Source organism: Varibaculum cambriense (assembly GCF_022133705.1).
In the GTDB taxonomy this organism is placed as follows: Bacteria; Actinomycetota; Actinomycetes; order Actinomycetales; family Actinomycetaceae; genus Varibaculum; species Varibaculum cambriense_A.
The window spans coordinates 140,712-162,931 of record NZ_JAKNHJ010000003.1; the positions used below are offsets into that span (position 1 = coordinate 140,712).

The window sequence follows — 22,220 nt, forward strand, 5'->3', positions numbered from 1 at the left end:
TTAATCCTTTTTATCTTTCTTGTTGTGGCGATCTACCACCAGTTTTTCGTTATCACGCTCAGCTTCGGAAACTTCTTCGGGAATGTTAACTTCTGAGTCCAGCACTCCCTGGGAAGAAACGAAACCGCTGCGGAACTTCTCGACCGCTGCTTTTAGAGCCTCTTCCGTATCGGAATCGAACTGCCCGGTTTCTTTAATCTTGGCGGGTACATCCGAATTGGCATGCAAATAGGCAAGCATTTCCGACTCGAAGCGGTGAACATCAGATACCTCGATATCATCTAGATAGCCGCTGGTTCCTGCCCAAATCGAGCAAACCTGATCCTCGACCTCGTAGGGAGTAGCCTGGGGCTGCCGCAGCAACTCCATCAGCCTCGCACCCCGGGTGAGCTGCCTCTTTGTGGTGGCATCTAAATCCGACGCGAACATCGCGAAAGCCTGCATATCCCGGTACTGCGCCAAAGTAATCTTCAAAGTGCCGGAGACTTTCTTCATCGCCTTGACCTGCGCGTCGCCGCCTACACGAGAAACCGAAATACCTACATCCACTGCCGGACGTTGGTTGGAGTTAAACAGATCCGACTGTAAGAATATCTGCCCGTCCGTAATCGAAATGACGTTGGTAGGAATATATGCCGACACATCATTGTCTTTGGTTTCAATCAAAGGCAATCCGGTCATCGAGCCTCCACCCAGTTCATCAGAGAGCTTGGCACAGCGCTCCAGGAGACGGGAATGTAGGTAGAAAACGTCACCGGGGTAGGCTTCGCGCCCCGGCGGACGGCGTAGCAATAGGGAAACGCTACGATAGGCTTCTGCTTGTTTGGAAAGATCGTCAAAAATAATGAGGACGTGCTTACCCTGGTACATCCAGTGCTGGCCGATAGCGGAACCGGTGTAGGGTGCCAGATACTTAAACCCGGCTGAGTCAGAAGCAGGCGCCGCCACGATAGTGGTGTATTCCATGGCTCCAGCGGCCTCTAACTGGCCGCGTACACTGGCGATGGTGGAACCTTTTTGTCCCACAGCAACATAGATGCAACGTACCTGCTTATTGGGGTCGCCGCTTTCCCAGTTCTTTCGCTGGTTAAGCACGGCGTCAATCGCAATCGCAGTTTTACCGGTTTGGCGATCTCCAATAATCAACTGCCGCTGACCCCGCCCAATCGGAATCATGGAGTCGATGGCTTTCAGGCCGGTCTGCAGGGGCTCGTGCACGGATTTACGCATCATCACCCCGGGAGCCTGTAGCTCCAAGACCCGGCGTGCTTCAATATCCTGAATCTCGCCCAGACCGTCTAGGGGCTGTCCCATGGGATCAACAACGCGCCCTAGATACCCGTCACCCACTGGAACGGATAGTACCTCTCCGGTACGGCGCACCGGTTGTCCCTCTTCAATACCTGAAAAGTCGCCCAGCACAATCGCGCCAATCATGCGGTCTTCTAGGTTCATTGCCAATCCGGTAGTGCCATCGGCGAACTTGAGAAGCTCGTTCGCCATTGCCCCCGGCAAGCCCTCGATCTGCGCGATACCATCAGCCGCCATCACTACATGCCCGATTTCGTCCTCGGTAGAGCGAGTGGGCTCATAGGAGCTTACGAAGTCCGCGAGGGCGTCACGAATCTTCTCCGGTTGGATTTGAAGTTCAGCCATGAATTTGCCTTTTCCTAACGTTCCGGTACTACCCGGCCAGTTTCTGCTTTGTTTCTTGAATGATGGTGGCCAAGGAGCCATCGAAAATTTGGGAACCCACCCGAACTTTCATGCCCCCTATCACCGAGGGATCTATGCTCACCTGTAGGTGAATGTTTTTTTGATAACGCCGTGACAAGATATCCCGCAGGCGCTCAGCTTGGGCATCTGCAAGCGGGGTTGCCACCTGCACCGTTGCTACCAGAGTATCGCCGGCTGCTGCCAGATCACGACGCATATGACGCAAGTTTCCAGTTAAGGATACCGAGTCCTCCAGCTTGCTATCGCGGTTTACAGCACTCACCGCCCGGAGGGCCAGAGTTGTAGCCGGACGCGACAAACTGGAACCAAAAAGCTCTTTTAATAAGCGCACCCGATATTTTGGCTCGCGATTGCGATCAGAAAGCGCTGAGCGTACCTGCTGATTAGATCGCACGAATCGTTCCAAAGAAAATATTTCGTCCGCGATCTCGATAGCCTTACCCTCAGTCTGAGCACCGCGTTGTACTGCGTATTCACCGAGAGTTTCAATCACGGTGGGCAGTTCTTGGGCACTGGGAGCTGCGCTAAGAGCGCCCTCTACGGTTGTAAGTGCAACCTCTGACAGGTTTTCGGCCAAGGCTTGAAGCAACCTGACCCGATCCTCCAGGTTACGAGCCGGATCGGTAAGCGCCAATGCAATCCTAGATGAGCCTTGCACCAAGTCAGATAGCACAAAGAGGTCATCCGCCCAGTCGTAACAAGTCTGGGCAGTCATGCCCGTTTGCCGGGCTAAAACCGCTTTGCCCTGCTCTAGAGCTTGCCTACTGGATGCGCGCATTATTTCCTAACACTTTCCTTTTCGCAGGAGGTTTCCAGTTGATCCAAAAAACGGTCAATTACCCGTGCAGATAGATCCCGATCCGTCAACTGTTCGCCCACAATATTCTCTGCCAGTTCTGCAGCCAGCATCCCGACCTCAGTCTTAAGAGAAATTTCTGCAGCCTGCCGATTAGCTTCCACCTGCCGCTGTGCCTGGGCGTTAATACGCTCAGCTTCCTCGCTAGCTTGGGTTTTCGCTTCGGCCACAATCCGCTTGGCGCTCTCTTGTGCCTCCGAGCGGATCCGGGCTGCTTCTTCGTGAGCCTGCCGCAAAGCCTGTTCCGATTGCGTGTTGGCATCGGCGATTTCTTTCTTCGCCTGCGCCGCCTTTTCCAGACCATCTTTAATGGTGGTGGCCCGTTTTTCGGTGATCTCTTTGTACTTCGGATACATGAACTTCAATATCACGAAGAAGAAGATCGCGATAATGATCGCGGACCAGACTAACTCCGGAATCGCGGGCAGCAAGACATTGTGTTCTTCTGCCCCACCTGACGGTTTTGCCAGCTGAATCAGGTATAACATTAAGTTTCCTTTTTACTACTTGAACAGGAAGCCGGCTACCAAACCGATTAGCGCCAACGCCTCTACGAACGCGATACCGATGAACATATTGGTGGTCAGACGCCCACCAAGTTCAGGCTGGCGTGCGAGAGATTCCTGAGTCTTACCAATCAAGATACCCAGCCCAATACCGGGGCCAATACAAGCCAGGCCGTATCCGAGAGTAGCTAGGACAGCCATATTTATAGTCATTTTTTCTCTTTCTTTTCTTTATTTGTGGGTTTTCCCGCCGGAAGCGGAAGTCTTAGTGGGCGTGCACCGACTGGTCTACATAAACCGCGGTGAGGACCGCAAATACATAGGCCTGCAGGAAAGCAACGAAAATTTCGAAAGCGGTTACCGCAATCGCAGCAACGAAGGTAATCACCGAGAACACCTTCATGCCCCCTGCTGCCAGCAGCAGGAAATAGTTGGAGGCCAAGATGGTCAGCGCCAGCAACATGTGCCCGGCAATCATATTGGCCAAAAGACGGACGAACAAGGTGAAGGGACGCACGATGAAGGTCGAGAAAAACTCGATTGGGGTCAGCAATATGTAGAGCGCCTTAGGGACATTGGGGGGAAATAGCGAGGATTTAAAGAAGCCCCCCGCGCCCTGAGCCCGAATTCCGGCGATAATAAATAGGAACCAGACGAAGATAGCTAGTAGCAACGGGATCCCCGCCACCGCGCTGCCGGCGATATTTAGCCCCGGGATAATCCCGCCAATGTTCATAAAGAGGACGGTGAAGAAAATCGCGGTCACGAAACCGTTATATTTCTTCGCGTATTCTTTCCCCATCACCTGCTCAGAAATATTGGTGCGGCAAAAATCCAGCAGGTACTCCATCGTGGATTGGGCGGCACCGGGAACCATTTTTGCCCGCCGGGTGTAAAGCACCGCGCAAATCAGGAAAGCCACCAGTAAGATGATGCGCACCAGGGTAATGCGATTCATTTCGAAGGGGGTGCCACCCAAAGCAATCACCGAGGGGAAGAACTCATCAATGCCAGGTGGCTCGAATTCTTGCGGTACCAGGGTGGTTAACCCACTGAGCATCGGTGACACTATCTGTTCCCTTCATTTCTGCCGATATGGCCGAAAACTGTGATCCGGGTTCCATACTAGCGCTTTATTTCAGGCGGTGGACAGACTCCCGAATATCTCTAAACCAACTTAGCATAGGACTTGCGTCCCCGAGAACTAAGCGGACTTTTACCATAGAAATATCTGGTTTAGAGCTTCCCAATACTAATTTTATTGGTTTTCGTTACTACTCGCGCCTCTCCAATGGTGGTTAGTAAAATTGCGATTACCAACACCAGAAAAATCACTTTGCTATCAACCTGCGGCAAGGGGCGAAGCACCGCTACCGCCACGATAACTATGACCAGTTTCACTAAATAGGCTCCAAAAACATAGCCGCTAGTGTGCAGGGGATCTCGCAATACCAACCGGTTGGCGCCGATTCCAACGGCCGCCACCACCCACATGATTACCATGGCGGAGAGAGCCCCTAGTGCCCCTGGCCAAGAACGAATTATTCCTGCCGCCGGTACAGAAATCAGGGTTAGGATCGCCAAAATCAGGACAACAGCGCGATTTCCTTTGCGAATAGCCATCCGCGCTCCGTAGCGATCAGCAACTGTAGCGACTTCCGGTGTCCGCGGACTCTTTCCGTCAGTGTCTCGATGCGCAGAGGTCAAGCCCCTCCCCGACGTTCCTTCGGAGAAGCTTTCGATATCTTCGTTCATCAACCATCCTTTCCTCGTACATGCCGGGGATAGGGATCCGTGCCCAGCGAATAATAACTACGTAATCCCGGTAAGTAGGAAATGGTGACTATCAGGCAGGTTACCCCACCTAGCACTGCCAGAATTAACTCGGGAAGCCAATCAAGCTTTAGCAAACAAACTGCAAGTACCGAAAAATAGAATGCCCACAGGTACATCACCAAAACTGCGCGACGATGCGAATGCCCCATCTTCAACAGTCGATGATGCAAGTGAAGACGATCCGGTTTAAAGGGGCTTTGCCCATTGGCCAAACGGCGAATCACCGCCATTATCATGTCGACAAAGGGCAGAGCCATTACTGCCAGCGGCAAAAGCAGCGGAATCGCTGCCGGTAGGAACTGTGATGTGCCCAGAGAAACCGGGTCAATTTGTCCGGTAACTACAATGAACATGCAGGAAATGGTCAGCCCCAGCAGCATCGAGCCCGAGTCTCCCATGAAAATAGTTGCGGGATGAAAGTTAGAGGCTAGGAAACCTAGGCAAACCCCCACAATTACGATTCCGATCATGGCAGCGAAGGAGGCGTAACTTTGCGCGTTTGTCAGGCGAATCAAAAGATAAGAATAAACAAAGAACGCTCCTGCTCCGATCAAAGTGATTCCGGCTGCTAAACCATCAAGACCATCAACAAAGTTAACCGCATTGGTAGAAAACACTATTATCAGCACGGTTATCAGAATCGACATCCTGGTTGAGGGAATAGTCATTCCAAAGATAGGGAACGAAACCACTTGAATGCCTTGCCAAGCGACCGCAGCCGCAATCAAGACCTGTCCGGAGAGTTTAGTCCACCAGTTCAAATCATAGATGTCATCCACTACCCCAAGCACTGTTATGGCGATCGAACCAAAGATGAGCGCCCACACCTGGGGATCGGCGTAAAACTGGGAAAAATATGGCATCTGCCGCGAAAGCAAAAACGCTCCTAATAGTCCGCACAGCATAGCAACCCCACCCAGTCGCGGAGTGGGCACCTGGTGAACGTCGCGCTCCCTCACCGGGGTCAAAACGTGAAGTGCCAAGGAGATACGGCGCACTATCGGGGTCACCAAAAAAGTAATCGCACAGGCAATTACCCCCAGTAACAGATAGGCTTTCACAATCTCTCCCTACTGTTTTGCTGCTTTCCCGGCAACCATCTGAAGCTGACGAGGCGAAATTGCCCCGCTGCGGAGCACCGAGTATTCTGCTTCCTCTACCTTAACTATGGTGGATGGTTCTCCAATCTGACTAGGACCGGCGTCGATATATTCGGCGACCTTATCTGAGAAATAATCTTGCGCTTGCCTAACCGTTTGTGCAGGCGGTAACCCATGAAGATTCGCAGAGGTTACTGCCAAAGGTCCGTTTTCCTGCAGTAATTGCAAAAGATCACTTTGATCTGGTTGGCGCAGGGCGACAGTTCCACCCGTTACCCCCAGGTCGAGTGGCAAATCTTTTCGCGCCGGTAACACCACGGTCAGAGCTCCCGGCCAAAACCTCTCCATAAACACTCTGGCCAGAGGAGGAATCGCGGGCACCAATGCAGCAGCTTGCGAAATACTACTTACCAGTACCGGGGAGGGGAAATCCCGGCCTCTACCTTTTGCCGTTAGCAACCGATCTACTGCGGAAGCCACAAAAGGGTCGGCGGCTATTCCATAAACCGTATCGGTGGGTACTACCAACAGTTTTCCCGCCGCTATCAGACTTTTGAGACTAGTTATATCTTGCTTACTAAGCGGAGTTCGCATACTTGCATATTAGCCGTATCGACGTTGCTTGCGCCCATAGGTGATCACTGCGCTTCCCACCCAAATGCTAAGCAGTGAAAACCCGGTCAGCCAAATATTGCGCTGACCTCCGGTTTGGGCTAGCTGCCTGGGGGCAGCCGGGGTTCTACTTGACGCGGAAGGAGGATTCATCTGCCCGGTAGGAGTAGGCTCGCTAGTTTCCGGAATAGGCATCGCAGTCGTTGGCTCTGCCCCGGCAGTAATCGTGACTTCTTCGGGAGTGCTACTGATACTACTGGGAGGGGTGTCCAGAGGAGCTTCCACATAATGCAAAGTTGGTTGGGGAGACGGATCCTCTGCGAAAGCAGTAGCGGTGAAAAACATAGGTACTAACGCCACAGCGGTTACTGCCCCTACCGCGCGAAACCAAGCCGCCATTGCCGCACCCTTCCGCTATCTTCCAGCTACTTTACCTTAACGTTAGCATCATTTAAGAGAGACCTTAATCTGATCTTTACTTTCGTGCCAATAGATAGCGAGGACGCCCGGTAAGATCCTGCTCCGTCTTTACCTGACTAAATCCTATTTTACCAGCATATTCACACAGTTTTTCTCCCTGCGTAGGATCATGTTCCATCGAAAAAAATCCGCCTTTACCCAACAGCCGAAAAGCCTGATTCACGGTCTGTTTAGGAATATTAAGGCCATCCTCTCCCCCACCCCAGAGGGCGAGTGGGGGATCCTTTAAGGCTTCTGGTTGAGTAATAGTACCGGGCGGGACATAGGGAGGGTTGCTAACCACTAGATCAAATTGCCCCGCTTGCTCTTCCCATAAACGAGGGTCAGCCACATCTGCGCAACTCACGCTAATGCGCCGCGCGAGCTGTGGGTAACGTTCCAGGTTTTTCCGCGCTACTGTCAAGGCTTTTTCACTAATCTCCACCATAAAGACCGCAGCCGAAGGCAATTCTCGGGCAAGGGTAAGGGCGATGGCGCCCGATCCCGCACATAAATCCGCAGCCAAGCCCGCTTCCCGTGCGCCCCGAGGGCGCAACGCCAGTTCTACTAGGTACTCGGTTTCCGGCCGCACGATAAAGGCATCGGGGCTAGAAAACAAGCGAAAGGATCCGAAAAACATCTCTTTTAGCAGATGCTGCAATGGTTCGTGACTGCAGCGCCGCTTCACCAGTTCTCGGAAATCTTGCGTCTGAGCGGGAGTTAACTCCTGAGGGGCAAACAAAAACTCGTCGGCTCCACAAGCAGCACAATAAAGCGCCATGATTTCTCGCGCCGGCTCAATTCCAGCTTTCATATAGAGGTGGCGTGCCCAACTAAACGCCTCCGGGCGGGAGAAACCGGCTTCACTCATCAGAATCCGCGCAGAATCTATTTAGCTGACTGTCCCGAAAGTTGCTCTAGACGATGCTCCTCGTCAAGTTTTATCGCAGAGTCAATCACTGGCTGCAACTGTCCGTTAAGTACCTGGTCAAGGTTATATGCCTTGTATCCAGTGCGGTGGTCAGCAATCCGGTTCTCCGGGAAGTTATAGGTACGGATGCGTTCGGAGCGATCTACGGTGCGCACCTGAGAATGGCGTTGCTCAGCTGCCTCGGCCTCCCGTTTCGCCTCTTCCTCTGCCTTTAAGCGAGCCCGCAACACCCGGAACGCGGCCTCACGGTTTTGGATCTGCGACTTCTCGTTTTGCATACTAACCACGATTCCAGTGGGAATATGGGTCAGCCGGACTGCGGAATCAGTAGTATTAACCGACTGTCCACCCGGCCCGGAGGAACGGAACACATCTACCCGCACCTCATTGGGGTCGATCTCAACCTCTCCCGCGTCTTCTACCTCCGGCATCACTAATACCCCGGCAGCAGAGGTGTGAATCCGTCCCTGCGACTCGGTGACCGGCACTCGCTGCACCCGGTGCACTCCGCCCTCATACTTTAGGTTCGCCCAGACTCCCTCTTCGGGGGCTACGTTCCCCTTAGCTTTTATCGCGATCTGGGCGTCTTTGATTCCGCCCAGGTCATTCACAGTGGAGTCCATTACCTGCACGCTCCAGCCTTTGGTTTCTGCAAAACGTTCGTACATCCGCAGCAAATCCCCAGCGAAGAGGGCGGACTCATCCCCACCTGCACCCGCTTTAATCTCCATAATGACGTCACGAGCATCATCGGGATCGCGCGGTGCCAACACTTTACGCAGCTTATCTAACGCTTTACTTTCAGCCTGTTCCATCTGGGGAATCTCGGAAGCAAAATCCGGATCTTCCTTAGCCAACTCTTGGCCGGCCTGTAAATCTTCCTGCGCACTCTTCCAGGTCTCATAGGCTTTCGCTATCTGTGCCAACTGGGTGTGACGGCGACCGATTTTACGAGCCTGCTGCTGATCCTTTTGCACTTGCGGATCGCCCATCTTCATTTCCAGTTCAGTTTTTTCTGCGATGAGGGCCTCTACGGCTTCCTCGTCAATCGGCGATCCCACAGTTGCTCCTTATTACTCTTCGCGAACTGCCTTCTACTCTACGTTGCCGGCGGGGTGAACCAAAAAACAGCTGTCCGGGATCTGTGGGAAAACACAACTTTTTACGAGAGTAAGGGAATACGGTGAAAGGGTCTATTGGATCTATTTACCTCAATAACGGGGGTGCAGTTACCCTTACTTAACCGCACCCCCGTTTGATGCCGTACTCTAGCTTTAGGAAATATGGTGCGCTATCTTGCTACTTACCGGAGCCAGGGCTTCGTATATTTCTAAATATCTCTGGTGGTAGAACTGATACTCGCTAGTTGCATCGGAGTTTGGTTCAATCGCATCCGCCATCTCAACCATCTCTTTTGCTGCACTCCCAATATCTTTATGCAAACCAGCCCCAATTGACGCCAATATCGCGCCACCGATCAGCGGCCCTTCTGTATTCTTCGGGAATAACATCGGTACCCCAGTGACATCTGCATGCATCTGCATCCAGAATCTCGATTTCGTCGGCCCGCCAGAAACCACCACTTTTACCGGGTCGAATCCTTTATCCCGGAAGGTGTCAAAAATAGTTTTTGTTCCATAACAAACCGACTCCAGAACAGCTCGGTACAGGTGAGCTTCAGTATGCGAAAGAGTCAGCCCAGTGAACGCTCCCCGGGAATAGGGATTGGAAAAAGGAGAACGATTTCCTTGGAAATGATCCAACGCGACAACCCCGTCACAGCCTATTGGAATCTGTTGAGCCTGTGCATCCAAATACTTGTAAAGATCTGCGGATACGTTGCTGGAATTATGGGCGTCAACCGTAAACCTATTGGTGAACCAATTATTCACTGAACCTGATGAAATCTGTCCTGCTTCAACTGTGTAAAGACCAGGAATAATAGCATCGTAATACGCTCCCCAGATCCCTTTGGCATAGATAGCTTGATCTGTTTGCCCTAGCATTACGTGAGAAGAACCGGTAATTAGAGCCAAGGATCCTTCATCAACAACTCCCAGTCCGATTGCACCGACATGAGCATCGATACCTCCCATCGTGACAGGAATTCCCGCAGGTAAACCAAGCTCTTGCGCGGCGTCACGACTTAGTTCACCCACTAGTTCGCCCATATTCAACACGTTGCTAGGTAATTTTCCTAGGGCATCGGGAATACCTGCCTCTTCGTAGAGGCTAGTGGGCCAGCCGGACCAGTTTGAGTCGTAGAAGTATTTACAGGTAGCTGTGCAAATCGACATTGCCCACTCGCCTGTTAACTTGAAATTCATCCAGTCGACACAATCAACGAATACCTCTGCCTTCTTATATATATCGGGCTCTTTTTCGGCCAGCCACATCAGCTTGGGCACACCCCACTCGGCAGATACCGTTTGCATTCCCGCGTATTTAAGAGCAGGATCCCCGGTACTGGTAAGTTTTTCGGCTTGTTTAGCAGCTCTAACATCCATCCACAGCAGGCAGGGACGGAGAGGATTCCCACTGCGATCGCAAGGAATTACCGTAGCAGAAGTCCCATCAACCGCAATTCCCGCGAAGGCGTCAGCCGGCAGGCTAAGCAGCAACTTCCCAATAGCAGTTTTTAATCCATCCCACCAGTCTTGGGGATTCTGCTCAGCATGAGCAGGTTTTGGAGTGTAAGTATCCACTGAAACGGATGCTGAATCAAGCATCTTGCCATCCGGAGTAACAGCCGCAACCCTTACTCCTCCAGTTCCAACATCGATACTTAGCAATAATTTATCATCCATTTTTAACCCCATTGTTAATAGATATTTCTTACTTACTTAGAACTGCTCTTGAACCCGACAAGCCCAGGCGATTGGCTCCCGCATCAACCATTGCTGAAGCCGTTTCGGGATCGCGAATGCCTCCAGAGGCTTTAACTCCTATTTCGTCACTCACGGTCTTGCGCATTAACTTCACAGCTTCTACGGACGCTCCCCCAGATTTATGAAATCCAGTAGAAGTTTTCACAAAATTAGCTCCAGCTTTTTCTGCGCATTGACATGCTTGAACAATTTCGTCCTTGGTTAAACAGGCAGATTCGATGATTACCTTGAGTACCACGTTTTCGGAAATAGCATCGCGCACTGCTTTGATATCGGAAACAAGATAGTCCCAGTCATGTTCTTTGGCTTTTCCAACGTTAATAACCATATCTATCTCGTCAGCACCATTTTCTACCGCTAGCCTTGCCTCGAGAGCTTTCACCTCACTTGCATGAGCACCACTCGGAAAACCGCACACGGCAGCAACCTTTAAAGACTTAGGAGTAGAAATAGGTAACATGCTCGGTGAGACACATACCGAGTAAGTACCGAGTTCCACCGCTTCCTCAATTAGCTCTTTAACATCCTCGGAGGTGGCTTCGGGAGCCAGCAGGGTGTGATCGATAATATTTGCAGATACTTTTGTCATGATTACCTTTCTGCTAATACTTCCTTAGCTGTTTTTTCATCGGTAATTAAAGTGGTCATAAAGCCACCTTTTAGAGCAGCTCTGGTGATTGATGCTTTGTTTTCACCAACTGCTACCCCAATGGAATTTTTAATCCCTTTCAGTGTTTTTAAATCAACACCAATAGTTCTAGATTCCAACTCTGGACTCACTATGTCTCCGGCGCCGTTAATAAAACGGCCGAGAATATCTCCCACGCCACCATTGGCTCTTAAATAGCTAACATCCTGGCGGGTAATGCATCCGGATTCGACGAGTACCGAGTCGAACCTCAAAGCTCCCAGTGAAAAAATCGCTACATCGACCTGACGCCCAATATCGAGCACACTTGCTACTCCAGGATCTTCGCGAAGATCCTTTGCCAATGAAACTTTTGAAACAATTGCTGGACAAGGCAGGCCCTTGGCTTTACCATCTGCCTTTTGCGCGAAGCTCAAAATAGTTTCTTGGACAGATTGAGCTGAAGATAATGCTGCGACTCCTCCGTTGAGTTGGACAATCATAGGATCTACTGCCCATCCTGATTCCAATGCTTTCGCTACCTTAGCGAGTGTGCGTCCCCAAGAGACTCCCACAAGCTGCGGCATAGGCTTAAGCTCAGCTAAGTACTTGGCGCTTTCATTGGCTACTGCGGTAACAGTATCTTCTAGATTCAAACGATTCCGCACTACGATGGTTCGGGACAGCGAAAAACGATTGGTTATTTCTTCCTCAAGAGAACTGACCCGAACATAGGGATCAACGATTTCGATCGAAACATACCCCTCGTCATAGGCTTCTTGCAGTAGTCGCCGTACCGTCCACCGGGAACAGTTCAGCTCTTGTGCAACTTGGGAGGTGGTTTTCCGTTCTAAAAAATATAACCGGGACGCCCCCAAGACCTGTTCTCTGCGGTATTCACTGGGAAGCTTCATATGAACTATTGACGAGTCTTTTCCGGCATGAAAATAACCTTAGAGCTATGAATCTCCCGGTTGTACATACGTCTTATCGTCTCTGCTACAGAATCCAAGCCAAGCTCGTGGGTAATCATGAACTCCCATTTCAGGTCTCCGGAATTTAGTTTTTCTACCGCGGTCCTCCATTCATGGCCGGGGAACGGTGCAGAGAAAGAGTTCCATGACCCCATAATTGCCGCTTCTAAACGCATCAAACGTGCCCAACTTGAATCCGAAATCGTGATATCAGCATTGGGAATACCAATCAAAACTAACTCTCCGTGCCGAGCCAGTACAGATACTGCAAGATCAGGAACAACTCTGGCTCCGGATGTCTCAATAATGACGTCAAATCCACCGCCGATGTCTTCCAGATCCTTCCAGTCGCTGACTGCCTCATCAGCCCCGGCTTCTTTTGCCAACGGTATTTTCTCTTTTGTCACATCAATAGATACCACCTGGGAAGCACCCATGATTCGTGCCCACTGAATTGCGAAAAGTCCAATGGGTCCGCCCCCGCCCGTTACCGCAACTCGTGACCCTACAGTTAGCTTAGTGCGGAGAATAGCATGTAGGGCGATAGCAGCTGGATCCACCATAGCTGCAGCTCTCAAGTCCAGACTATCGGGAACTTTCAATAACAAATCGGCCGGGCCGCATACGTATTCTGCGTAGGCTCCATGTCGGCGCGATCCGTAGTAATCATAGTTTTCACACAGCGAGAAGTGCCCCTGCTGACAAGGTCCGCATTTAAAGCACGGCAACATGGGTGGCACCGTTACATGATCGCCCGCCTTCACAGAAGTTACACCCTCGCCCACTTCTTCTACTACCGCCGAGAATTCATGCCCGGTAATAAGAGGCAGTTTATGCGGTCCCTTTTTGTACATTCTGTCTAAATCAGATCCACATACTCCACAGGCAGCGATCTTTAGTAGCGCTTCCCCGGATCCAGGTTTGGGAACATCTACCTGTTCCAGCCGAATATCGTCAACCCCATACATAACTACTGCAGTCATTTTTTCTGCCATATCTGCCTCCTATCAGTCTAAACAAGCTTCTTTGCTTGCTAACTAAACGCTAGTTGTTTAGGTAGCTCATACGGCAAATAAAGAAAAAACTGCACCATTGGTGCAGTGAAAAATAAAAAGGGGTGGCCGACGCGCTCGCCGGCCACCCCTAAAACAAAGCTTACTTTTCGCGCTTGCGCTTGCCATAACGGGCTTCGAAGCGGGCAACCCGTCCTCCGGTATCCATAATCTTCTGCTTGCCGGTATAGAAGGGATGGCAAGCGGAGCACACATCTACCCGCATAGTGCCGGAGGTAATAGTAGAACGGGTTTCAAAGGTGTTCCCACAGGTACAAGTAACCGTGGTGGGAACATATTCGGGATGAATTCCCTGTTTCATGGTTTCTCCTTGAGGTTCTCAGGGCGCCGGGTCCAAATGCAGGTTACATAAGGTGAACCGGAACCGGATTTGATTATGCCACTTTGCATATTGATAACGCCAGTTCTCAGCCAAAATGTGGTGGGGGTGACCTTTTGATTTTTCTGCATTCCGCCAGTGTTCACTATCCGAAAAACAATTCTGATAACAATCTCATAACAGCAGGAGTCTTGTAAGACTATTACTGCTGGTCAAGGAAGATAAAAACCGGCTCTACCTGCACTGTGAGCAGACTTACCCAACCTGGCCATGTTGGAAGTCATTAAAGGCCGTTAGGATGAAGGTGTTATTTGACCGAGCCGTTTTGGAAGCACAGATACCAATGTCGAAGAAAGCAAAAATTACCATTGCCGTGTTAGTTACCGCGCTGGTGGCGCTGGTGGCGGCATTCGCTATTTATGTGACCTATTACGCGATAGGGAAAAAGGCACTGCCGGGAACCACGGTAGGGGAAGTCAAAGTATCGGGAATGACCAGTTCCCAGATCCAAAAGCAACTGGAAGCCGCCCAAACCGACTACAAGGCAACTTTCTCAGGCCAGGGAATCGCAGAGAAATCATTTACCCCGCAAGAAATCGGCTACCGGTTAGATGCGAAAGCTACTGCAAAGAACGCCACGGAACGAGACAGTGCTTTCAGCTACGTCAGCAGGCTATTTACTTCCCGTCAGGTAGATATCGTTCACGAAATCGATCCGGCAGTAACCAATAAACTTTCGCAGGATCTATCCAAAGATATTCCAGAAGCTAAACCTGCTACCGAGCCGGTTGTGAAACCTAATGCAGAAGGAACCGGGTTTGAAGTGATTCCTGGCAAGGACGGGTTCGGCGCGGATACCCATACGCTGGTCGCAGCCGCTAACAAGGTTATGGATACTCAAAAGGATCAACTCTCCTCCCTGGAGGTGAGCCCAGTTAAACCACTAGCCAGCCAAGAAATGGCACAACAAATGGCGGATGCCGCCGCTAAGCTAACGGAAAACAAAGTTACGATTGCTGCGGGAGAAAAGACCTTCACCGCTGATCAAAAAGCAAAAGTTAGTTTTGTAAAAATCCCTGCAATCAGTAAAACCGCTAAACCTGAAGCAAATCAGCAGACTGTCGGAGACTGGGTCAATAAGAATAAAGGGGAAGTTGAAGTTAAGAAGGTTGACGGAAAACGATTCGTCAATAGCGCTGGCAAAGTTCTGAAAACCGAAACCGAGCCTAAAGATGGCGTGACGGTCAGTAATGTTGAAAAACTTACCCAAGAAATAACTAAGAATTTTGCCGCTGGAAAAGACAGTTCCCTCAGCTACGAAACCCAGGTTGAAAAAGCTAGCGTCAAAGACAAAACCATTGCTGACGGCGCCGAAAAATTAGCCTACATGGCGGCGCCGGGAGAAAAATGGATTGATATTAACCTGTCGAACTACACCGTAACTGGATATGAAGGCGCTTCAGTAGTGAAAGGCCCGACCTCTATGGTTCCCGGAGCTCCTGCTACCCCCACCATTAAAGGTAACTTCGCTATCGAACGTAAATATCGCTCCAAAACCATGCGGGGATTCAATACTGACGGCAGTCGCTATGTTTCTCCGAACGTCCCCTACGCCATGTTCTTCTCCGGAGGCTACGCGCTGCACGGAGCTCCTTGGCGCGGATCCTTCGGCTGGGGAGGCCCGGGAGGATCTCACGGTTGCGTGAATATGCCGGTTGGCGGGGCTCGTGATTTCTACGATTGGGCACCGATCGGAACCCCGGTGATATCCCACTCTTAGCGGGATATCAGCCAGGAAATAATCTGGTTTCCGCTGGCGCGCAGGCCGTCGTGATGCAAATCCTCTTTCTCCAAGATATTGGCTCCCATAATCCTGCCGGTATTTAGCGACAGGTCGCGAGGAACGAAAATGTCGTCCCGGTAAACCACCGCATGTACCGGAACTTGGTTTTCCGCCAATCTCTGCGGGTCATAGAGTACCGGCCACTCGGTTTCTGCCGCCAAATCATCTGCCAGTTCCGCTAGGGACTTGAGCGCGGGATCGCTGGCGAACACCCAGCGACCAAAATGCTCCCCGGTCAGGTAATAGGGTTGGCTCTTATCAAGGGGATCTGCGTTTTGGGCGAACCCAGGAGCTTTTTCGCGAATCCTATCTGCCGCCCAGGCGGTGGGCTCCACTTCGCTTTGCGGGACGGCGTTCCCGTAAATAGTTTCATGCAAGAGGGCGTAGAGCGGATCTAAGGAAAAGCTGACTCGTCCTCCTACCTGTCCTAAAAATTCTTGGGTGAGGTGACGCTTCCCCCCGATGTGAACAAACGGCGCCTCGAAAAGGTAGCGCAGGTTCTCAAGCCCGTAAGTGCGCCCGAGCTCCAGGCCTACCTGCCTAATCCGATTGGGGGTTAGTTTTTCTCCATTAGGCAGGTATTCATCGTGTTCTAGCACGTGGGCGCAGGTTTGCCGGACTGCTTCTTCCATGCCGGGCAGAGCGTAGAACTCTTGGCAGCGCCGGGCGGTGGCCGCGAAAGTTCGCTCGTAAATCCGGTTTACCTTGGTCAGTCCCGGCAATCCCCCGGTGATATAGGCTTTTTCGATAGCCTCGGGAAAGCGAGACAGATAGGCGGTAATAATAAAGCCGCCGAAACTTTGCCCCATTACTGTCCACTTTTTTATGCCTAGGGCGCGGCGTAGCGCTTCGGCGTCCCCTACAATCTGGTCGGCGCGCATCAGCCGCAACCAAGCTCCGGCGCGGTTTCCTAGCGCAGGAATAGTGACATTATCGAGCGGGGTGGAACGCCCAGTTCCCCGCTGGTCAAGCATGATTATCCGGTATTTTTCCAGGGCGGCGCCAAACCAGGGAGCAGACCAGTCTGCCGGACGAGAGCCTTTACACCCCGGGCCGCCCTGGAAATAAATCAGATAGGGACGGTTTTCTTCGTCATCAAGGGCGATTTCGCGGGCATAAATCTGGATATTGGTTTTCTTGATTTCCGCATCTACCCAGGGGGGAAGGAACTGGTTGTCTGGCGGCGTAGAGGTGATCGGGTTTCCCTGCGATTTTGGCCGGGATTGTTCGCCGGGATTAACCGCAAAAAGCTCGCTCTGCACCCCGCTTTCCTGGTTATCTGCCTCTCGTTCCAGATTTACTACCGGATTTTTTGCCGAGTCCGGGAACAGGTTTAACGCTACTTCCGGATGGTAGAGGGGGACCGTGAGGAGGTGCTCGCGAATCAGGTAACGCCCTTGGCGATACTCTTTAGGGTTAGGCTCTTGTTCTAATCTCGGGTAAAGAGGACGCGCGAGAACAGATGTCGGGGCGGCCGGTTTTTGCTGGCCGTAAGTTTCGCGGGGTTCTTTTCGCCTCCGTTCTTGTACGGAACTAGCAGCACTACCACCCGCTGTATCGGAAGCTAGCTCACCGGCAATCTGTCTACCGGTATTCCAGCCTGGCCCGAAATCCGCCTGTCGAGGAGTCCCCGCCTGGTATGCCTTCGCAATTGCCTGCGCATGGGAGTCTGCCTGTTCATTGAGGGGATGCCCGGCGTGTCCCTTTACCCATTCGAAGCTAACTTTCCCCCTCCTGGCAGGGTCAGATAATAGCTGATCTAGACGTTTGACCAGTTCCAGGTTGGCTACCGGTTTGCCACCGCCAGTTTTCCATCCCTTTTTCTTCCAGCCGAACCGCCATTTCGTCAAAATATTAATCACGTATTGGGAGTCCGCCTGGATCAATAAATCATCGTCCATTCCGGCAGTTTCGGTGAGTAAATCGGCTACTGCCATTAGTTCTGCCTGATTATTTGTTCCCAGCGTAAAACCACCAGATCGCCAACAATCAGGAGACAGATACCAACACCAGCCGCCGGCACCGGGATTTCCGAGGGAGGAACCATCTGTTGCTGCGATAATCATCTTCGTTCTCCTAACTGCACACCTGGAAAATCAAAATAACCTGGGGACGCCTCCCGGCGTCCCCAGGTTATCAGTACACAATCAGATTAACCGCTATAGCCAAGCAATTATTTACTTAGCCCGATACTGCAAACACAGCATTTAAAACTAACGATTATCTAGTCTCTAGCTAGACTATCCAGCCTAATGCCAGAAATGGCGAGTACCGGTCAAGTAGAGAGTTATGCCTGCTTCTTGACAGGCTTTGATGGTGTCTTCGTCGCGAATAGACCCACCGGGCTGCACAATGGCTTTCACGCCTGCCTCAATCAGGGATTGCGGACCGTCAGCGAAGGGGAAGAAAGCATCGGAGGCAGCCACCGAGCCGCGCGCCCGCTCGGGAGCAACCTCGCCTTCCGCTACCTGCCCCAAGGTATTTGCCCGTTGAATCGCCAGGGCGCACGAATCTACGCGGTTCACTTGCCCCATACCGATACCTACAGTGGCCTGATCCTTTGCCAGCAAAATAGCATTAGACTTCACTGCCCGCACGCTCTTCCAGGCAAAAACCAGATCTGCCAGCGTGGCTTCATCAGCTGCTGCGCCCGCCGCCAAAGTCCAGTTTGTGGGATTGTCGCCCTCGGCCTGCAAACGGTCACGAGTTTGTGCCAGCACTCCCCCGCTAATCTGCCGGAACTCCCATTCCACCGGGGCATCCGCGTCAATCCGCAAAATCCGCAGATTCTTCTTAGTCTGCAGCAGCTCCAGCGCCTCTGCTTCATAGTCAGGAGCAATGATAACCTCAGTGAAAATCGGTTTCACCTGCTGCGCCATCTTTAGTGTCACTTCACGGTTACAGGCAATCACCCCACCATAGGCTGATAGCGGATCACAGCCGTGCGCAAGCAGGTGCGCCTTCGCTACGTCCTCGGCAACTGCAATCCCGCAGGGGTTGGCGTGTTTGATTACCGCCACGCAAGGCTCGCTATGGTCGGTAGCGGCGCGCCAAGCCGCATCGGCATCGGTGTAGTTGTTGTAGCTCATAGGTTTGCCGCCCAGCTGTTCTGCCTGCGCCAGGCCCCCCTCTTCATCGGTGAAACGATAGACCGCGGCCTCTTGATGGGGATTTTCCCCATAACGCAAGCTGTGTAGTTCCTTTAGCTGCGGTTTCCACTGCTCCAAGTTGGGCAGGGCACTGCTAGTATCCGCTTCCTCACCCTTTAGTTGCTTCGCAAACCAGGAAGAAATCTGAGTGTCATAAATCGCGGTGTGGTTAAAGGCGCGCGCTGCGAGTTCCCGGCGCTCCTCGGCAGTGAAGCCCCCGCGCTGCAGAGCAGCAGCTAAATCGTCGTAGGAACTGGGATCGACAATCACCGCTACATCGGCGTGATTCTTGGCGGCCGCCCGAATCATCGATGGCCCCCCAATATCAATTTTTTCGATGCAATCAGCAAACCCCGCGCCGGAAGCTACCGTGTCCGCGAAGGGGTAAAGATTGCAAACCACCAGGTCAATCGGGGTTACTTCGAGTTCTTCTAGCTGGGCAACATGAGCAGGTAGCTCTCGGTTAGCAAGAATCCCGGCATGAATCAGGGGGTGCAGGGTTTTTACCCGTCCGTCGAGACATTCGGGGAACCCGGTTACCTGGGATACTTCGGTTACCTCTACCCCAGCATCAGCAATTACTTGCGCAGTAGAACCGGTGGAAACAATCTCTACCCCAGCTGCCTGTAGATTTTTCGCCAGTTTATCGAGGCCGGTTTTATCGTAGACGCTGACCAGGGCACGTTTAATGGGTTTTATTTCGCTCATGACGCGGGATCCTTTTGTTGCATTCTTTGTCCAGCCCAGGCGAGCGACTGTCCTTTTACGTTCCCCAGTGGTAATCCACTTTTTTCGCCAGTCACGTTAAATCCAGTCTATCTTGCTAACTCCAGCTGCGAAAGTTAATCCTCGGTGGGGATTTCGATGGCTTGGGTGGAAGTGTCGTCAGCGCCGCGCCGCGGTTTGCCCGCACGCAAGCGACCTCGTTTAAAAATTGAACGTTTTATTGCTGGCCGCGTCATTTCTGCTTCCGGCAGGCGCTGGGCAGAAAATTTGATTTTTTCCAATTCCTGCTGTTCTTTCGCAATAACTTCATCGGTTTTGCGCTCTGCCCAATCGGTGGCCAGATCTTTTATTTCCTCGGTGTCTACCGGGAGGGCTCCCCGCGAACGCGCAAACTTTTCTTCCGGAGTCTGCGGAGGAGCAGCTGGCTTACTCGCCCGGTCAGCCTGCGATTTTTCGATGGTTTCGCGGCCGTCTTCGGTATCTTCGTCAGTATTTTCAGGATTTGTTTCCGCCGCGTCCTCGCTGTCGCTTTCTTCATCAGCGGGGGCTGGTTGCGAGTCTGTTACCGGAAGTTCTGGCGATTGCGATCCTTGTTCAGTTCCCGGCGATTCTTTCGCAGTTGGGGACACCTCCGGTGTTTTCTCCCCTGCTGCTTCTGTCCCTTTTTCGTCCGCTCCAGCTGCTTCCGGGACGCCAACTGCCACGTTCTCATCCGTCACTCCAGCCTCGGCGTTAACGGAATTTCGGGACTGGAATTCTTTGGCTTTTTCTTTCGCGGCTGCCAAGCCTTGACGCCCAGCTCGCTCGCTCGCCCTCTTGAGTTTAAAGAAATTATCTGCCAGGTAAGCGCGAGCATGAGGGTGGGTAACCGTTGCTACCAGTAGGATCGGTATCCATACCAAGATGAACCCCATCGCCGCGGTGGTCAATGGCTCTGGCCCCCACATAGACATGCGTCCCGCGCCGATGGAACCGGAAGCTAAGAAGCAGAACCAAGTAGTTAAAACCGTAAACGAAAGCGTAGCGACTAGGAAAGAAGCCACGTGGGAAAAGAAATCTACCCGCGCCATGGAAGTGTAGAACAGGTATCCGCACAGCAAACTGAGCGCTACGATTAGCGCCAATACCCAATTTCCGGGAGTTTGTGCAGGTAATGCCCCCAAGATGGGGACTGCAGGAATCGGACCGGTTTTTACCTCCGTTAGCGAACGGATAGTGCCGGTACCTTGTTGAAATCCCGGCCCTAGAATCCAGGCCAGCGCCCAGGTTTGCACAGTAGGCAGATAAAGCAGTTGTGCCAGCCAGATTAGAAGCCCTGCCCCTAGGGAAAGACCATACAGGTCTAAGATATTCTTTACTGCCGGGAAATGGGTGAACACTTGGGCAACTACCAGTATCAAGGTTACGATCCCAAATAGTTTGAATACTTTCCAACCAGCCCTTAGCCCCGAAATAACCCAGCCGGGTACGGTCCAAGTGCTATTGGCGCCGTCCCAACTGCGTTCATCACGGTCAATACCGAGGCGTCGGTTTTCCAGATCCTGATTGTAGGCATGATCTGGTTTACTCACGCGGAGAATAAACTGTCGGCTCCAGCTGGTAAACCGTTCATATTCAACCTTTAAACGCGCTTGTGGATGTCGGAGGGACGGTTTTTCCCTATCGGGACGCTGATCGCGATCGAAGAGATAAAAAGCGTAGATCACCGTAGCGAAACCGTGGAGTAGCGCCCAAAAGAATAGTGCCCCTAGGCTGTAGGTTCCGCGTACGACTAGCCCCACCAGCACGGCAACTATCGCTTGTGCAAAAGGGTAAAACCACAGTACTGCCCGGCTTTCAAGGACAAAGGTGCGCGCTAGATGCCCTCCTAGCCAAAGATAGGCTATCCACAATCCCAGGGGGATCACTGATAACGTGGCGGCTTGTCCTAGACCAGCAGGGAGAGGAACTGCGAATCCATGAGCCCAGATACTGGCTCCTACCGCCAAGGAATCCGTCCAAACCGTGTCGGTCATCCAGGGGTTGGACGAGGTGGAAAAATAAACTCCGGCACTGACACTCAAGAAAATGAGCCAGGGAATTAGGCAGGTGAGAAGGGCAGCGGCCACCATCCGAGTGATTCCGCGGGGAATTCTCACCGTGAGGGTGCGCCGAGTTTTTTGGGAGCTACCTTTCGGCTTTAAGTCAGCGGTATCACCGGTTGCTTTCCCCCCAGTTGGGGTTTCCTTACGAATTAACCGGAGCTTGTCCCCCAATCCGCGACTCCCGACTGTATTCGCGCTGCTGCCTGGACGTTTCTTGTCTTTAAAGGCCGATTGTTTGGCTTGCCCCTGGCTTCGCGCTGTAACTTGCTGCTGAGAGTTTTTAGTGGCCTGGGCAGTTGTCCCCTTTTGGGTAGGCGCAACTTGTTTCCTGGCTCCTGCAGATTGGAGAGGATTTTTTGGAACATTAGGCCGGCGCATCCCTACTATTGTCCACTTTTTCACTCTCTTGCCACTTAGGCGCACCGCGGTCAGCTATGCCTGACGGTAAATAGTCTACAGGGGGGGGGGGGGGGGGGGGGGGCCCACCCCCCCGCCCCCC

The 22,220-nt window shown here is 52.2% G+C and carries 20 protein-coding genes and 1 riboswitch; of the genes, 1 reads left to right on the forward strand and 19 read right to left on the reverse strand.

Annotated elements, in window-relative coordinates; genetic code table 11:
• The 16 genes from atpA to rpmE all read right to left on the reverse strand — a co-directional run bounded on the left by atpA (position 1) and on the right by rpmE (position 13,901).
• Positions 1-1,656, reverse strand: coding sequence for a F0F1 ATP synthase subunit alpha (gene atpA / locus L0M99_RS02340; RefSeq protein WP_238127595.1), 1,656 nt, complete (start codon positions 1,654-1,656; stop codon positions 1-3).
• A gap of 28 nt (positions 1,657-1,684) precedes the next feature.
• A complete protein-coding gene (locus L0M99_RS02345) occupies positions 1,685-2,515 on the reverse strand; it encodes a F0F1 ATP synthase subunit delta (RefSeq protein WP_238127596.1) in 831 nt (276 codons plus the stop codon).
• Positions 2,515-3,081 (reverse strand): F0F1 ATP synthase subunit B, encoded by a 567-nt coding sequence (locus L0M99_RS02350; RefSeq protein ID WP_238127597.1) that lies wholly within the window; start codon positions 3,079-3,081, stop codon positions 2,515-2,517. Before L0M99_RS02350 ends, L0M99_RS02345 begins: the two co-directional genes overlap by 1 nt.
• A 15-nt stretch (positions 3,082-3,096) precedes the next feature.
• On the reverse strand, positions 3,097-3,312 hold the full coding sequence (atpE, locus tag L0M99_RS02355; RefSeq protein WP_238127598.1) for an ATP synthase F0 subunit C: 216 nt from the start codon (positions 3,310-3,312) through the stop codon (positions 3,097-3,099).
• A gap of 52 nt (positions 3,313-3,364) precedes the next feature.
• Positions 3,365-4,159 (reverse strand): F0F1 ATP synthase subunit A, encoded by a 795-nt coding sequence (gene atpB, locus L0M99_RS02360; protein WP_238127609.1) that lies wholly within the window; start codon positions 4,157-4,159, stop codon positions 3,365-3,367.
• A gap of 176 nt (positions 4,160-4,335) precedes the next feature.
• Complete coding sequence (locus tag L0M99_RS02365; protein WP_238127599.1) at positions 4,336-4,854, reverse strand: hypothetical protein; 519 nt, start codon at positions 4,852-4,854, stop codon at positions 4,336-4,338.
• Positions 4,854-5,996 carry a glycosyltransferase family 4 protein gene (locus L0M99_RS02370; RefSeq protein WP_238127600.1) on the reverse strand — a complete coding sequence of 381 codons (1,143 nt, stop codon included), beginning with the start codon at positions 5,994-5,996 and terminating at the stop codon, positions 4,854-4,856. Before L0M99_RS02370 ends, L0M99_RS02365 begins: the two co-directional genes overlap by 1 nt.
• Before the next feature lie 9 nt (positions 5,997-6,005).
• Positions 6,006-6,629 carry an L-threonylcarbamoyladenylate synthase gene (locus L0M99_RS02375; RefSeq protein ID WP_238127601.1) on the reverse strand — a complete coding sequence of 208 codons (624 nt, stop codon included), beginning with the start codon at positions 6,627-6,629 and terminating at the stop codon, positions 6,006-6,008.
• Positions 6,630-6,638: 9 nt separating this feature from the next.
• Positions 6,639-7,046: a hypothetical protein gene (locus L0M99_RS02380; protein ID WP_238127602.1), complete on the reverse strand. Its 408-nt coding sequence runs from the start codon at positions 7,044-7,046 to the stop codon at positions 6,639-6,641.
• Between the two features lie 76 nt (positions 7,047-7,122).
• Complete coding sequence (prmC, locus tag L0M99_RS02385; RefSeq protein WP_238127603.1) at positions 7,123-7,977, reverse strand: peptide chain release factor N(5)-glutamine methyltransferase; 855 nt, start codon at positions 7,975-7,977, stop codon at positions 7,123-7,125.
• 17 nt (positions 7,978-7,994) lie between these two features.
• Positions 7,995-9,098, reverse strand: coding sequence for a peptide chain release factor 1 (gene prfA / locus L0M99_RS02390; protein WP_337954201.1), 1,104 nt, complete (start codon positions 9,096-9,098; stop codon positions 7,995-7,997).
• A 213-nt stretch (positions 9,099-9,311) separates the two neighbouring features.
• On the reverse strand, positions 9,312-10,844 hold the full coding sequence (locus L0M99_RS02395) for an FGGY-family carbohydrate kinase (RefSeq protein WP_038109970.1): 1,533 nt from the start codon (positions 10,842-10,844) through the stop codon (positions 9,312-9,314).
• A gap of 28 nt (positions 10,845-10,872) precedes the next feature.
• Positions 10,873-11,514 carry a deoxyribose-phosphate aldolase gene (deoC, locus tag L0M99_RS02400; RefSeq protein ID WP_024059371.1) on the reverse strand — a complete coding sequence of 214 codons (642 nt, stop codon included), beginning with the start codon at positions 11,512-11,514 and terminating at the stop codon, positions 10,873-10,875.
• Between the two features lie 2 nt (positions 11,515-11,516).
• Positions 11,517-12,467 (reverse strand): sugar-binding transcriptional regulator, encoded by a 951-nt coding sequence (locus tag L0M99_RS02405; protein ID WP_024059372.1) that lies wholly within the window; start codon positions 12,465-12,467, stop codon positions 11,517-11,519.
• A gap of 5 nt (positions 12,468-12,472) precedes the next feature.
• Positions 12,473-13,522 carry a galactitol-1-phosphate 5-dehydrogenase gene (locus tag L0M99_RS02410; protein ID WP_024059373.1) on the reverse strand — a complete coding sequence of 350 codons (1,050 nt, stop codon included), beginning with the start codon at positions 13,520-13,522 and terminating at the stop codon, positions 12,473-12,475.
• Between the two features lie 160 nt (positions 13,523-13,682).
• Positions 13,683-13,901, reverse strand: a complete 219-nt coding sequence (gene rpmE / locus L0M99_RS02415) for a 50S ribosomal protein L31 (protein ID WP_024059374.1) — start codon at positions 13,899-13,901, stop codon at positions 13,683-13,685.
• Positions 13,902-14,262: 361 nt separating this feature from the next.
• Between rpmE and L0M99_RS02420 the strand changes: the two genes are divergently transcribed.
• Complete coding sequence (locus L0M99_RS02420; protein WP_238127604.1) at positions 14,263-15,699, forward strand: L,D-transpeptidase; 1,437 nt, start codon at positions 14,263-14,265, stop codon at positions 15,697-15,699.
• Here the strand turns inward: L0M99_RS02420 and L0M99_RS02425 are convergent.
• From L0M99_RS02425 to L0M99_RS02435, 3 genes are all read right to left on the reverse strand, one after another.
• Positions 15,696-17,828: an alpha/beta fold hydrolase gene (locus L0M99_RS02425; protein WP_024059376.1), complete on the reverse strand. Its 2,133-nt coding sequence runs from the start codon at positions 17,826-17,828 to the stop codon at positions 15,696-15,698. The two genes, L0M99_RS02420 and L0M99_RS02425, sit on opposite strands and share 4 nt — an antisense overlap.
• Positions 17,829-18,011: 183 nt before the next feature.
• Entirely contained in the window at positions 18,012-19,619 is a 1,608-nt protein-coding gene (gene purH, locus L0M99_RS02430) for a bifunctional phosphoribosylaminoimidazolecarboxamide formyltransferase/IMP cyclohydrolase (RefSeq protein ID WP_024059377.1), read from the reverse strand.
• A 26-nt stretch (positions 19,620-19,645) separates the two neighbouring features.
• A riboswitch (ZMP/ZTP riboswitch) is annotated at positions 19,646-19,724 on the reverse strand.
• 29 nt (positions 19,725-19,753) lie between these two features.
• Entirely contained in the window at positions 19,754-22,123 is a 2,370-nt protein-coding gene (locus L0M99_RS02435) for a DUF6350 family protein (protein ID WP_238127605.1), read from the reverse strand.
• Between the last annotated feature and the right edge of the window lie 97 nt (positions 22,124-22,220).